This window comes from Parazoarcus communis (assembly GCF_003111665.1).
Lineage (GTDB): Bacteria > Pseudomonadota > Gammaproteobacteria > Burkholderiales > Rhodocyclaceae > Parazoarcus > Parazoarcus communis_B.
On record NZ_CP022188.1, the window covers coordinates 4,490,680 to 4,505,748 of the forward strand.

The window sequence follows — 15,069 nt, forward strand, 5'->3', positions numbered from 1 at the left end:
CAGTATATGCACCTGACACTGCTTCGTCCGTTCCCGCGCCAAACGGTTCAGCGCGAGGTGCCGCCCGGCTCCACGGTCACGACGTTCTGCACCAGTTCGGCCAGCGAATGCGCGCCCATTTTTTCCATGACACGGGCGCGGTGCACTTCCACCGTCTTGATGCTGATGCCGAGGACATCGGCGATCTGCTTGTTGAGTTTGCCGACGATGATGAGATCGAGGACCTCGCGCTCACGCTGGGTGAGGTGCTCAAGGCGACGCGCGGTATCCGCTTCCTGCCTGCGCTGCGAGCGGCTCGAGCGCTCCTGCTCCAGACACTGCTCGATGAGTCGCAGCATGTCCTGGTCGCCGAAGGGTTTCTCGATGAAATCGACCGCACCCTTCTTGAGCACGGATACCGCCATTGGCACATCGCCATGACCGGTGATGAAGATGACCGGCAGCGTGCAGCGCCGGCGGCCGAGCTCTTCGAACAGCTCCAGCCCACTCATGCCCGGCATGCGCACGTCAAGCACGAGACAGCCCGACATCTGTTCGCCATAGGCGGAGAGAAACTCTTCCGCCGACTCGAACGCCGATACCGCGTAACCGCTGGACTCGAGCATCCAGACAAGGGAGTCGCGCAAGGCGTCGTCGTCGTCGACGATGTAAATCTGTTGATCAGGCGCGGCGTGCGACTCGCTCACTTGCGGCCTCCGTGGGCAGGGTAAAGGAGAATATGGTACCTCCTTCCGGGTTCACGTCGACAATCAGGCGACCATCATGAAACTCGATGATGGAGCGACAGATATTGAGCCCCATGCCCATGCCTTCGGCCTTGGTCGTATAGAACGGTGTAAACAGCTTCGCCCGGTCCTCTTCGCTGATGCCGTGGCCACGATCAATGACCGCGACCTCGACCGAATGCGGGCCGAAATCGCGCGCCCGGACTACCAGGGTGCGCTCTTCGGGCAGCACGTCCTTCATGGCCTCGAGCCCGTTGCGCACCAGGTTCAGCACCACCTGCTCGATCATGATGCGGTCGGCGAACACCGCCGGCAGATCCGGGGCAACCTCGACCTCGAGCCGGATGCCGAGGCGACGCGAGTCGATTTCGGCAAAACCGATCGCATCGTCGAGCACATCCGAGATGTGCACCGCACTGCGGCGCGGCTCGCTCTTGCGCACGAACTCGCGGATGCGGCGGATGATCTTGCCCGCGCGCTCGGCCTGGAAGCTCGCCTTCTGCATTGCCGCCAGCAGGTCCTCGGGCTTGCTGCTGCCTGATTGCATGCGGGTGACGCAGCCCGCGCAGTAGTTGGCAATCGCGGCCAGCGGCTGATTGAGCTCGTGCGCCAGGGTTGAAGCCATTTCGCCCATGGTGATGAGGCGCGCAGTGCGTTCGAGGCGCTCTTCCTGCTGCCGCGAGATCTCCGCCGTCTGTTTGCGGTCGGTGATGTCGGTGGCGATCCCCATGCGCACCACACGGCCGTCCACCCAGCGCGTAGCGTGCTCGCGCACGTGATACCAGCGCCCCGAAAGGGGGTGCTGCAATTCGCCGTCGAAGAGTTCGCGCGGCAGGTCGCCAACGGTCAGGCTGCGCGGGTCGACACGGTAATCGCCACGCTCCGGCTGCGGCACCGCCACGCCGCGCACGGTGCGCCCCACCGCATCGAAGCCGTGAATGGCCTTGAAGGCGCGATTGGCAAAAAGGATCTCGTCGGTGCGTGCGTCGGACACGAACACCGCCGCGTCCAGACCGTCGAGCACGGCCTCGAAACGTTCATGGGCCGCCTCCAGCGCGGCACGCACCCGCTTGGGCTCGGTGATGTCGGTCACCGAGGCCATCCAGCCCGTCTGATGTCCGGCCAGATCGATCAGCGGCGACAGATAGAAGCGGGCATCGAGGCGCTCGCCATTCTTGCGCCTGATCCGCATCTCGAAGCCGCTGGCGGGCGCACGCCCGGCAAGGGTCAGCTCAAGGTTACGTGAGCAGGTCTCGATTTCCTCCGACGGCCAGTACGGGAACGGCGCCTTGGCACCGATCAGCTCACCCTCTTCGAACCCCACCATGCGACAGAAGGCGGAGTTCACATACATGATGCGTCCGGTGAGATCGATGGCGCGCAGGCCGGTGATGACTGAATCCTCCATCGCCTTGCGGAAGGCGGACTCGGCGCGCAGCGCCTCTTCGGCGGCCTTGCGCCCGGTAATGTCGTGCGCCACCGCGTACACCAGCTTCTCGGTCCGGACCGGGTTGATGCTCCACACCAGCCACTTGTAGCTGCCATCGGCGCACAGACAGCGATTCTCGTATTTCACCGTCTGTCCGGACGCAAGCAGGCGCAACTGCTCAAGGGTGGCCGCAACCTCCTCGCGATGGACGATGTCGAGCATCGGCGTACCGGGCAGCTCGGCCGGCGGATAACCAAGAATGCGTTCGAAGGCCGGATTGCAGCGCTTGAACGTACCGTCCAGCCCGACCACGCACAGCATGTCGAGCGACAGATTGAACAGGCGGTCGCGCTCCTTCTCAACCTGAACCCGACGCTGCACATGGGTACGCAGCATCCACAGGCTCCAGAACACGGTGATCGACAGCCCGACGATCAGGATTGTCGGCAGCGACTGGGGCAGTTCGCCAGTGGTGCGAAAGGCCGTTGCGCGCAGGACCAGGCCGTTTCCGGGCGGATCGAGCGGAATCTCGAAGGCGACGCTTTCATCGAGATCCTTGAGCATGGAATTGACCGCGAGGGTTTCGCCACGCACGTTCTGCAGCGCGAGGCGGTACTTCTCGGCAAACCAGCCGGGCACCAGGTGGCGGACGATGCGCTCGATCGAGTACACGCCGACGATGACGCCACGAAACTCGCGCCCCCTCCGGATCGGCACGTACACCTCAAGCACCGTCACCCCGCGCGGCGTCATGTAGGCCTCGCCGTAGGTGATGCGGCCTTCGTCGCGGGCACGATGAAATACGCCGGACTGAAGCACCGACAGCGACTCGCCCGACAGCCAGTCGGTCGTATCGAAAGGGGCAGACCAGCGCACAACGCTGTCATCACCCACCCAGACGATATTGACCAGCTCGCCATTATTGGCAATGTGCTGGTTGGCCCTGAGCTGGAACGCATCCGAGTCGAGAGCCTCCGCCGACAGGTCTCGCGCAAGCTGCCCCAGAAACTCTTCCGTGCCCTGCATGTGCAGACGCATCGTCTGCTCGGCCCACTGCACGTCGCGCGCCACCGCATTGCGCTGGGTCTCAAGCTCGCGCGTCTGCAGCAGGCCGACCAGCGCCAGCATCGACAGGGCGAATACGACCATCGCTATATATGGCGCGGTCCAGTACCAACGACTTGGTTCGAACTGAGAGGGATCGTCGGTTTCGGTCATGATGCGGGGGAAGGGTACCGCTTGGCTGAGGATGGAGGAATAACATGGCACCCCGGCAGGTGCCGGCTGACCCATTGTTGCTGTGCGGCCCGGGCATGCGGCATCGGGTATTACCCCTAGCAACGAAGCAGAAAGAAATTGCTGCTTGGGGTTTCCGCCAATTTTTTGTCATTGCGCATCGACACACAATGCGTGAATGCCCCTATGCACGATTTTCAAACAACTGCTTGTCGCAGTCGCCGCCATGCTCATGACGCTCGCTGCCGGGGCACAGCAGCCTGCCGTCGCGAACAGCCCGATCAAGATTGGCGTCTCCGGCCCCTTCACCGGCGGGTCGAGCCCGATGGGGATCTCGATGCGCGAAGGCATCCGGATTGCAGTCGCGGAGATCAACGCCGCGGGTGGCCTGCTCGGCCGCCCGGTTGAACTGGTCGAACGCGACGACGAGGCGCGCAACGAGCGCGGAGCGAATGTCGTACAGGAGTTGATTAACAAGGAAGGCGTGGTTGCCGGCCTCGGCATCGTCAATACCGGCGTTGCCCTTGCAAGCCAGCGCTACTACCAGTTGGCACGCATTCCGGTTATCACCTCAGTGGCAACCGGCTCACTGGTCACCAAGCAGTTTCATCCACCCGAGTTCGTCGACAACTACGTCTTCAGGGTATCGGCCAACGACACCCTGCAGGCCGCCATGATCGTGGAAGAAGCCGTCGATCGACGCGGCTTCCGGCGGGTGGCCATCTTTCACGACGCCACGAACTACGGTGTGCTCGGCCGCGAAGATCTCGAGGCCGCGCTCGACCGGCGCGGGATGCGTCCGCATCTGGTCGAACGCTTTCAATTGCGTCAGGCAGACATGACCCAGGCTCTAATACGAGCAAAACAGGCCGGGGTGGATGCGATACTGACCTATGGCATCGGGCCGGAACTGGCCCAGATTGCAAACGGCATGGCGCGCCTGCGGTGGCAAGTGCCATTGATTGGCAGCTGGACGCTGGCCATGTCGAACTTCATCGACAACGCCGGCCCCAACGCTGAAGGCGCACGCATGCCGCAAACCTTCATTCAGGAGCCGAACTCACCGCGGCGCAAGGCATTTCTCGATGCGTGGCAGGCTCTGACCGGGACAGAACGAATTCCCGTTCCACCTGCGGCCGCACAAGGTTATGATTCCGCCCTGCTGCTCGCTGCAGCCATTCGTCAGGCGGGCACAACCGAAGGTGACCGTATCCGGGACGCACTGGAGAATCTCCAGACCCGGGTGGAGGGCGTAATCATGGACTACGAACGACCGTTCTCCAGGAACAACCACGAAACCATCGCCGCGACCGGTCAGATTTTCATGGGCGAAGTGCGCAGTGGCAAAGTGGTCTTTGCATACGAAGAAGATCGTTTGCGAGCGGTTCGCAGATGATGCAGTTGGCAACCACTTTCCCGATCGGCCGGGGGATCTCTCCCTCCCTCCCTCACCCCCGGCCGATTTTTTTCCGTAAGTTCCAGTCGACAGGGCTCGCGCAGCAGTGCGCGAGCCCTGTTTCATTTTGCGCGCCGGCCTTCGTGAAACGCATCGTTTCGCCCGCCCGGCACCTTGCATGGAGGGACCTGCTTCTGATCTGAGCGGCGAAAAATGCGTATGAGGTTTTCAAGATAGATATTGCACGATGCGAAACAACGTTTTATAGTTCGAAACGTTGAGCAAGCGAGCCACGGTTCGTGCGCGCACGATTTACGAACGCAACCGCTCGTAATGGGCGGAATCTGCCAAACAGCAGTCATGAGGAGACAAGCCATGGGAACAAACAACGTCCTTCTGCAGCCCGACCCGGACACTCAGGAAACGCAGGAATGGCTCGAGGCAATCGCCGCAGTCATTGAGAACGAAGGCCCCGAACGCGCCCATTACCTGATCGAAAAGCTCATCGACAGCGCACGCGAGGAAGGCATCAACCTGCCCTACTCCGCAACCACCCAGTACATCAACACGATTCCGGCCGATCAGCAGCCCAAGTATCCGGGCGATCCGGACATGGAGATCAAGCTTCACTCCTACATCCGCTGGAACGCCATGGCGATGGTGGTGCGTGCCAACAAGCACACCAACGTCGGTGGCCACATCTCCTCATTCGCCTCATCCGCTGCCCTCTACGACGTGGGCTTTTCGCATTTCTGGAAAGCGACGGACCACGAATCCGGCGGCGACATGATTTTCTTCCAGGGCCACTCGGTCCCCGGCGTCTACGCCCGTGCCTACATGCTCGGCCGCCTGACCGACAGCCAGCTCGACGGCTACCGCCAGGAAGTCGACGGCACCGGCATTTCGTCCTATCCGCACCCGTGGCTGATGCCGGATTTCTGGCAGTTCCCGACGGTTTCGATGGGCCTCGGCCCCCTGTGCGCGATCTACGCTGCACGCTTCACGAAGTACATGGCCAGCCGTGGCCTGATCGACGCCAAGAAGGCCGAAGAGCGCAAGGTGTGGGCATTCCTCGGCGACGGCGAGACTGACGAAGTCGAATCCCTCGGCGCCATCGGCATGGCCGCGCGCGAGAAGCTCGACAACCTGATCTTCGTCATCAACTGCAACCTGCAGCGTCTGGACGGCCCGGTGCGCGGCAACGGCAAGATCATCCAGGAACTCGAAGGCGAATTCCGCGGCGCAGGCTGGAACGTCATCAAGCTGGTGTGGGGCACCCACTGGGACACCCTGTTCGAGCGCGACAAGACCGGCATCCTCAAGAAGCGCATGATGGAGCTGTGCGACGGCGAATATCAGACCTTCAAGGCCAAGGACGGCGCCTATGTGCGCGAGCACTTCTTCAACACGCCCGAGCTGAAGGCACTGGTTGCCGACTGGACAGACGACGACGTGTGGCAACTGAACCGTGGCGGTCACGATCTGTTCAAGATCTTTGCCGCCTACGATGCCGCCGTAAAGCACAAGGGCCAGCCGACCCTGATCCTGGCGAAGACCATCAAGGGCTTCGGTCTGGGCCAGTCCGGCGAGGCGATGAACATCGCCCACAACACCAAGAAGCTCGACGTTGAGTCGATCAAGCGCTTCCGCGATCGCTTTGGTCTGCCGGTGTCCGACGACAAAGTTGCCGACCTGCCCTATCTGAAGTTCGACGAGGACTCGGCCGAGTACAAGTACATGCGCGAACGCCGCATGGAACTGGGCGGCTTCCTGCCCAGCCGCCGGACCAAGGCCGAAGCCCTGCAGGTCCCCGGCCTCGACGCTTTTGCCGCGCTGCTCAAGGCATCCGGTGAAGGTCGCGAACTGTCGACCACCATGATCATGGTGCGCATCATGAACACCCTGCTCAAGGACAAGCAGATCGGCAAGAACATCGTGCCGATCGTGCCCGACGAGAGCCGCACCTTCGGTATGGAAGGCATGTTCCGCCAGTACGGCATCTGGAACCAGGAAGGTCAGAAGTACGTTCCGGAAGACCATGACCAGCTGATGTTCTACAAGGAATCGGTCACTGGCCAGGTGCTGCAGGAAGGTATCAACGAGGCCGGCTCGATGGCTGACTGGATCGCCGCAGCCACCGCCTACTCGGTGCATGGCGTGCAGATGGTTCCGTTCTACATCTGCTACTCGATGTTCGGCCTGCAGCGCACCATGGACATGTGCTGGGCGGCTGCCGACCAGCGTTCGCGCGGCTTCCTGATCGGCGGCACCGCCGGTCGCACCACGCTGAACGGCGAAGGCCTGCAGCACGAAGACGGCCACAGCCAGATTCTGGCCAATGTCATCCCCAACTGCGTCAGCTACGACCCGACCTTCCAGTACGAGCTGGCAGTCATCGTGCAGGACGGCATGCGCCGCATGTTCGCCGAGCAGGAAGATGTGTACTACTACATCACGGTGATGAACGAGAACTACGAGCACCCGGAACTGCCGGCGGGCTCCGAAGCCGACATCATCAAGGGGATGTACGCATTCAGGAAGGGCTCCGAAGGCAATGGCCCGCGTGTGCAACTGCTGGGCTCCGGCACCATCTTCAACGAAGTCATTGCCGCAGCCGATCTGCTCAAGAACGACTGGGGCGTGGATGCGGACATCTGGGGCTGCCCGAGCTTCAACGAACTGGCCCGCGACGGTCAGGCCGCTGCGCGCTGGAATCTGCTCCACCCGCTGGAGGCACCGAAGCTCTCGCACGTAGAGCAGAAGCTGGCTGGCGCCAAGGGCCCGGTCGTTGCAGCAACCGACTACATCAAACTGTTCGCCGAGCAGATCCGCCCCTTCGTGAAGAGCAGCTACATCACGCTGGGCACCGACGGCTTTGGCCGCTCCGACACCCGCGAGAAGCTGCGTCACTTCTTCGAAGTGGATCGTCACTGGGTCACGCTGGCTGCATTGAAGGCACTGGCAGACGAAGGCAGCATCGAACGCGAGAAGGTCGCGGCCGCACTGGTCAAGTACAACCTTGACCCGTCCAAGCCGAACCCGATGTCCGTCTGAGCGCCGAAGGAGACAAGAAGATGAGCCAACTGATTGAAGTCAAGGTCCCGGATATCGGCGATTTCTCCGATGTACCGGTGATTGAACTGTTTGTGAAGGTCGGCGACACCATCAAGGTGGACGACTCGATCGCAACGCTGGAATCCGACAAGGCAACGATGGATGTGCCGTCGTCGGCGGCCGGCGTGGTCAAGGAAGTGCTGATCAACCTCGGTGACAAGGTGTCCCAAGGCACGCTGATGATCAAGGTCGAGGCAGCAGGTGCTTCTGCTGCGGCAGCCCCTGCTGCTGCACCCACACCGGCCGCCGCGCCGGCGCCTGCTGCCGGTGGCGGCATTGTCGAAGTGAAGGTGCCGGACATCGGCGATTTCGACGAAGTGCCCGTGATCGAGCTCTACGTGAAGGCTGGCGACACGATCAAGGTCGACGATGCCATCGCCACCCTCGAGTCCGACAAGGCAACGATGGACGTGCCTTCGTCGGTTGCCGGCGTGATCAAGGAGGTTCTGGTCAAGCTCGGCGACAAGGTCTCCGAAGGCTCCGTGCTGATCAAGGTGGAAGCGGCCGGTGCCGCTGCCGCAAGCGCGCCGGCACCGGCGGCCAGTGCCCCCGCCCCCGCTGCCGCACCTGCACCCGCCGCTGCGCCCGCCCCGGTTGCAGCGCCGGCGCCTGCTGCTGCAGCCTCCGCCCCAAGCGCAGTCAAGCTTGGCGGAAAAGTACACGCCAGCCCTTCGGTTCGCGCCTATAGCCGGGAACTGGGCGTAGACCTGTCGACCGTAAAGGGATCGGGCCCGAAGAACCGCATCCTGAAAGAAGACGTCACCGCCTTCATCAAGGGCGCGATGAGCAGCGGCGTGGTTCCGGGCAAGACGCCGGCCGCAGCAGCCGTCGGCAGCCTGGGCGGCGGACTTGACCTGTTGCCGTGGCCGAAGGTCGATTTCGCCAAGTTCGGCGAAGTCGAAGTCAAGCCGATGTCACGCATCAAGAAGATCTCCGGTCAGAACCTGGCCCGTAACTGGGCCATGATTCCTGCGGTCACCTACCACGAAGACGCCGACATCACCGACCTCGAAGCCTTCCGTGTGCAGATGAACAAGGAATACGAGAAGTCCGGCAAGAAGCTCACCATGCTCGCCTTCATCATCAAGGCCTCGGTCCGCGCGCTGCAGGAATTCCCGGAGTTCAACACCAGTCTCGACGGCGACAACCTGGTGTACAAGAAATACTTCAACATCGCCTTCGCGGCCGATACGCCGAACGGGCTGGTCGTGCCGGTTGTTAAGGAAGCCGACAAGAAGAGCGTGTTCGAGATCGCTGCCGAAACCGGCGCACTGGCCAAAAAGGCACGCGATGGCAAGCTCGGCCCGGCGGACATGTCCGGTGCGTGCTTCACCATCTCGTCGCTGGGAGGCATTGGCGGGACTTACTTCGCGCCCATCGTCAATGCGCCCGAAGTCGCCATCCTCGGCGTGAACAAATCGGCGATGAAGCCGGTTTGGGACGGCAAGCAGTTCGTGCCGCGCCTCACCCTGCCGATGTCGCTGACGGCCGACCACCGTGTCATCGACGGCGCGCTGGCAACCCGTTTCAACGTCTATCTCGCACAAATGCTGGCCGACTTCCGTCGGGTCATGCTGTAAGGGGGCCACGTCATGAGTCAAATCGTTGAAGTAAAGGTCCCTGACATTGGCGACTTCGATACCGTTCCGGTCATCGAACTGTTCGTCAAAGTCGGCGACAGCATCCAGGTCGACGACGCCATCTGCACGCTTGAGTCGGACAAGGCCACGATGGACGTGCCATCCGAGGTGGCTGGCGTGGTCAAGGAAGTACTCGTCGCGCTCGGCGACAAGGTCGGCGAAGGCGCGGTGCTGTTGAAAGTCGAGACGGCCGGCGCAAGCGCCGCTGCACCGGCTGCAGCGCAAGCCCCTGCAGCACCGGCCCCGGCCGCCGCACCTGCGGCAGCACCGTCCGCCGCTCCGGCTGCGGCCAGTCATGGCGGCACGGCCGACATCGAGTGCGACATGCTCGTCCTCGGCGCCGGCCCTGGTGGTTACTCCGCAGCCTTCCGTGCGGCAGATCTCGGCCTGAAGACCGTCATCGTCGAGCGCTACCCGAGTCTGGGTGGTGTATGCCTGAACGTCGGCTGCATCCCCTCCAAGGCACTGCTGCATGTTGCCGAAGTCATGGATGAGGCCTCGCACGTCAGCACCGCTGGCATCAGCTTTGCCAAGCCCACGGTCGACGTCGACGCGCTGCGCAAGCACAAGGATGGCGTGATCGGCAAGCTGACCGGCGGTCTCGCCGGCATGGCCAAGGCGCGCAAGGTCGAGATCGTGCGCGGCTACGGCAGCTTCCTCGACCCCAATCACGTCGAAGTCGAAGTCACCACCGGCACGGCTCAGGACAAGACCGGCGACAAGAAGATCATCCGTTTCAAGCAGTGCATCATTGCCGCCGGTTCAGCAGCAGTGCACCTGCCCTTCATCCCGCGCGACCCGCGCATCGTCGACTCCACCGGAGCACTGGAACTTCGGCAGGTACCCGAGAAGATGCTGGTCATCGGCGGGGGCATCATTGGCCTCGAGATGGCCACGGTGTACTCCTCGCTGGGTAGCCGCATCGATGTGGTCGAGATGCTCGACGGCCTGATGCAGGGGCCGGATCGCGACGCAGTCAAGGTATGGGACAAGCAGAACGCCCATCGCTTCGACAAGGTCATGCTGAAGACCAAGACGGTCGGCGTAGAAGCGAAGGATGACGGCCTGTATGTCACCTTTGAAGGCGAAGGCGCACCGACTGAGCCCGTCAAGTACGACATGATCCTGCAATCGGCCGGCCGCTCACCCAACGGCAAGAAGATTGCTGCTGACAAGGCGGGCGTTATCGTTGGCGAGCGCGGTTTCATTCCAGTCGATGCGCAGATGCGTACCAACGTGCCGCATATCTTCGCCATCGGCGACATCGTCGGTCAGCCCATGCTTGCTCACAAGGCAGTACATGAGGCTCACGTCGCCGCAGAGGTCGCGGCAGGTCACAAGTCAGCCTTTGATGCCACCGTGATTCCCGGCGTCGCGTACACCCATCCTGAAGTCGCATGGGTCGGATACACCGAAGCCCAGGCCAAGGCCGAAGGCAAGAAGGTCGAAACCGCCAAGTTCCCGTGGGCAGCGAGCGGACGCGCGATCGCCAACGGTGCCGACTACGGCTTCACCAAGCTGATCTTCGACGCCGAATCCCATCGCGTGATCGGCGGTACGATTGTCGGCCCGAGCGCCGGCGACATGATCGGCGAAGTGTGCCTGGCAATCGAGATGGGCGCCGACGCGGTCGACATCGGCAAGACCATCCACCCTCACCCGACACTGGGCGAAACGGTGGGCATGGCAGCCGAAGTGGCGCACGGAAGCTGCACCGACCTACCACCGATGCGCAAGAAGTGACCGCGTCGGACAGTAAATAACGGTGAAACCGAGAATGGCGGCCTGCGGGTCGCCATTTTTTTGGTTCGATTTCCGAGAGAGGTATCAGTCGGACTGGGAATGCCGCTTCTTCGCAAAGAAAGGCCTGGAGGAACTTCGGCTCACGCACCGAGCAGACACCGCGGCTGCACGACAACGTCGCCGAGAGCTTCTTTCTGTTGCTAATGCGGGAGCGCCATCAAGCGTCGGACTGCAGGCCCCAGCGCGAAATGCGCGGGACGAGGTATGCCTTCTATTACAGCGCGCTTTTCTACAATTCTCCGCGCCTACACGGTTTCCGCTCAATTCTCGTCAGTGGAGTTTGAACAGCGGTTCGGTGTCGCAATGCAGGACCGTCTACTCAATCAGAGCGATTCGTTTATCGCGTTGCAGCGATGGCAGCCGTAGACAGCAAAAACCCCGCTGAGGATTATCTCAGCGGGGTTAAGCGTAGGGTTAGTCTGACGATGACCTACTTTCACGAGAACGAATCTCACTATCATCGGCGCGATCTTGTTTCACGGTCCTGTTCGGGATGGGAAGGGGTGGGACCAAGACGCTATGGTCGTCAGACTATGACTTGTCACCTGCGATTTGCAGGCCAAAGCGGGAAGAAGTATATGGGTGTTGTGATTGCGTCGATGGTTGGGCGAATTTGCTTCGTCCAACAACGAGTATCGACTGTTTTGTAAGGTTATAGGATCAAGCCTCACGGGCAATTAGTATCGGTTAGCTTAACGCATTACTGCGCTTCCACACCCGACCTATCAACGTGGTGGTCTTCCACGACCCTTCAGGGGGCTCTAGGCCCCAGGGAAGTCTCATCTTGAGGCGAGTTTCCCGCTTAGATGCTTTCAGCGGTTATCTCTTCCGCACTTAGCTACCCGGCGATGCGACTGGCGTCACAACCGGTACACCAGAGGTGCGTCCACTCCGGTCCTCTCGTACTAGGAGCAGGTCCACTCAAACTTCCAGCGCCCACGGCAGATAGGGACCAAACTGTCTCACGACGTTTTAAACCCAGCTCACGTACCACTTTAAATGGCGAACAGCCATACCCTTGGGACCGGCTACAGCCCCAGGATGTGATGAGCCGACATCGAGGTGCCAAACTCCGCCGTCGATGTGAACTCTTGGGCGGAATCAGCCTGTTATCCCCAGAGTACCTTTTATCCGTTGAGCGATGGCCCTTCCATACAGAACCACCGGATCACTATGTCCTGCTTTCGCACCTGCTCGACTTGTCGGTCTCGCAGTCAAGCCTCCTTTTGCCATTGCACTATCAGTACGATGTCCGACCGTACCTAGGAGACCTTCGAACTCCTCCGTTACCTTTTGGGAGGAGACCGCCCCAGTCAAACTGCCCACCATGCACTGTTCCCGACCCGGATTCACGGGCCTGGGTTAGAACCTCAACGACACCAGGGTGGTATTTCAAGGTTGGCTCCACGAGAACTAGCGTCCCCGCTTCAAAGCCTCCCACCTATCCTACACAAGTCCCGTCAAAGTCCAATGCAAAGCTACAGTAAAGGTTCATGGGGTCTTTCCGTCTAGCCGCGGGTAGATTGCATCTTCACAAACATTTCAACTTCGCTGAGTCTCAGGAGGAGACAGTGTGGCCATCGTTACGCCATTCGTGCAGGTCGGAACTTACCCGACAAGGAATTTCGCTACCTTAGGACCGTTATAGTTACGGCCGCCGTTTACCGGGGCTTCGATCAAGAGCTTGCACCCCATCACTTAACCTTCCGGCACCGGGCAGGCGTCACACCCTATACGTCCACTTTCGTGTTTGCAGAGTGCTGTGTTTTTAATAAACAGTCGCAGCCACCGATTCTCTGCGGCCCCTTCGCCCTTCGGATGTACTCCTACAAGCTACCGGGGCATACCTTCTCCCGAAGTTACGGTATCAATTTGCCGAGTTCCTTCTCCTGAGTTCTCTCAAGCGCCTTGGTATTTTCAACCTGCCCACCTGTGTCGGTTTGCGGTACGGTCGATTCTAGACTGAAGCTTAGAGGCTTTTCCTGGAAGCAGGGTATCAACCACTTCGTCTCACAAGGAGACTCGTCATCACGCCTCAGATAATCCCCGCGGATTTGCCTACGGGGTACTCCTACACGCTTAAACCAGGACTTCCAACACCCGGCTGGCCTAACCTTCTCCGTCCCCCCATCGCATCTAGAACCGGTACAGGAATATTGACCTGTTTCCCATCGACTACGCATTTCTGCCTCGCCTTAGGGGCCGACTCACCCTGCGCCGATGAACGTTGCGCAGGAAACCTTGGGCTTTCGGCGAGGGTGCTTTTCACACCCTTTATCGCTACTCATGTCAGCATTCGCACTTCCGATACCTCCAGCATCCCTCTCGAGACACCTTCGCAGGCTTACGGAACGCTCCCCTACCACGTGTCATAAGACACATCCGCAGCTTCGGTTCATGGCTTGAGCCCCGTTACATCTTCCGCGCAGGACGACTCGACTAGTGAGCTATTACGCTTTCTTTAAAGGGTGGCTGCTTCTAAGCCAACCTCCTAGCTGTCTGTGCCTTCCCACTTCGTTTGCCACTTAGCCATGCATTTGGGACCTTAGCTGGCGGTCTGGGTTGTTTCCCTCTTGACAACGGACGTTAGCACCCGCTGTCTGTCTGCCGTATATCACTTTGCGGTATTCGGAGTTTGCTATCGCGGGGTAGATCGCATTGACCCCCCCAACGATTACAGTGCTCTACCCCCGCAAGTGTCCGTACGACGCACTACCTAAATAGTTTTCGGGGAGAACCAGCTATTTCCGGATTTGTTTAGCCTTTCACCCCTATCCACAGCTCATCCCCTAATTTTTCAACATTAGTGGGTTCGGACCTCCAGTGCGTGTTACCGCACCTTCATCCTGGCCATGGATAGATCATCCGGTTTCGGGTCTACGCCCAGAGACTATGTCGCCCTTATCAGACTCGCTTTCGCTACGCCTCCCCTATTCGGTTAAGCTCGCCACTGAACGTAAGTCGCTGACCCATTATACAAAAGGTACGCAGTCACCCCACAAGGAGGCTCCCACTGTTTGTATGCATGCGGTTTCAGGATCTATTTCACTCCCCTCCCGGGGTTCTTTTCGCCTTTCCCTCACGGTACTAGTTCACTATCGGTCGATCACGAGTATTTAGCCTTGGAGGATGGTCCCCCCATCTTCAGACAGGATTTCTCGTGTCCCGCCCTACTTGTCGCACGCTCAGACCCGCCACCTAATTTTCACATACGGGGCTATCACCCTGTGTTGCCGGACTTTCCAGACCGTTCTGCTAATTAGATGGTTTAGTCGTGCAGGCTGTTCCGTGTTCGCTCGCCACTACTTACGGAATCTCGGTTGATTTCTGTTCCTGCAGCTACTTAGATGTTTCAGTTCGCTGCGTTCGCCTCCACGTACCTATGTATTCAGTACGGGATACTCCTTGCGGAGTGGGTTTCCCCATTCGGATATCGGGGGATCAAAGCTCCATTGCCAGCTCCCCCCCGCTTTTCGCAGGCTTGCACGTCCTTCATCGCCTGTGATCGCCAAGGCATCCACCACATGCACTTAGTCGCTTGATCCTATAACCTTAGACCCTCAGACTTTCGCCCAAAGATCCGGTCACAGGTCGAACTCGTTTGTGCGAACCTCGTCGCGCCGCTGACACAGCACGCGAGATTCAATGCAATCACGCTACCCGTGCAACGCATCTACTGATACGCTGCACATATATATACTTCTTCCACTTTGTTAAAGAGCGAGC

6 protein-coding genes and 2 rRNA genes are annotated in these 15,069 nt (G+C 60.3%); 4 read left to right on the forward strand and 4 right to left on the reverse strand.

Annotated elements, in window-relative coordinates; translation table 11 throughout:
- Window positions 1-47 precede the first annotated feature (47 nt).
- Together CEW87_RS20450 and CEW87_RS20455 are read right to left on the reverse strand one after the other, a co-directional pair.
- The gene (locus CEW87_RS20450) at window positions 48-686 is read right to left on the reverse strand and encodes a response regulator transcription factor (RefSeq protein ID WP_108975980.1); all 639 of its coding nucleotides are present in this window, start codon (window positions 684-686) and stop codon (window positions 48-50) included.
- Window positions 661-3,372 (reverse strand): PAS domain S-box protein, encoded by a 2,712-nt coding sequence (locus CEW87_RS20455; RefSeq protein WP_108975982.1) that lies wholly within the window; start codon window positions 3,370-3,372, stop codon window positions 661-663. Before CEW87_RS20455 ends, CEW87_RS20450 begins: the two co-directional genes overlap by 26 nt.
- A gap of 244 nt (window positions 3,373-3,616) precedes the next feature.
- On the opposite strand from CEW87_RS20455, the gene CEW87_RS20460 reads away from it, so the two are divergent.
- The 4 genes from CEW87_RS20460 to lpdA all read left to right on the forward strand — a co-directional run bounded on the left by CEW87_RS20460 (window position 3,617) and on the right by lpdA (window position 11,283).
- Window positions 3,617-4,786: an ABC transporter substrate-binding protein gene (locus tag CEW87_RS20460; RefSeq protein ID WP_234421599.1), complete on the forward strand. Its 1,170-nt coding sequence runs from the start codon at window positions 3,617-3,619 to the stop codon at window positions 4,784-4,786.
- 375 nt (window positions 4,787-5,161) lie between these two features.
- Window positions 5,162-7,840: a pyruvate dehydrogenase (acetyl-transferring), homodimeric type gene (aceE, locus tag CEW87_RS20465; RefSeq protein ID WP_108975986.1), complete on the forward strand. Its 2,679-nt coding sequence runs from the start codon at window positions 5,162-5,164 to the stop codon at window positions 7,838-7,840.
- A 20-nt stretch (window positions 7,841-7,860) separates the two neighbouring features.
- Window positions 7,861-9,480, forward strand: coding sequence for a dihydrolipoyllysine-residue acetyltransferase (aceF, locus tag CEW87_RS20470; protein WP_108975988.1), 1,620 nt, complete (start codon window positions 7,861-7,863; stop codon window positions 9,478-9,480).
- A 12-nt stretch (window positions 9,481-9,492) separates the two neighbouring features.
- The gene (lpdA, locus tag CEW87_RS20475; protein WP_108975990.1) at window positions 9,493-11,283 is read left to right on the forward strand and encodes a dihydrolipoyl dehydrogenase; all 1,791 of its coding nucleotides are present in this window, start codon (window positions 9,493-9,495) and stop codon (window positions 11,281-11,283) included.
- A 477-nt stretch (window positions 11,284-11,760) separates the two neighbouring features.
- Here lpdA and rrf read toward each other — a convergent pair.
- Together rrf and CEW87_RS20485 are read right to left on the reverse strand one after the other, a co-directional pair.
- Window positions 11,761-11,874 (reverse strand): 5S ribosomal RNA (rrf, locus tag CEW87_RS20480).
- A 125-nt stretch (window positions 11,875-11,999) separates the two neighbouring features.
- A 23S ribosomal RNA gene (locus CEW87_RS20485) occupies window positions 12,000-14,887 on the reverse strand.
- Window positions 14,888-15,069 lie beyond the last annotated feature (182 nt).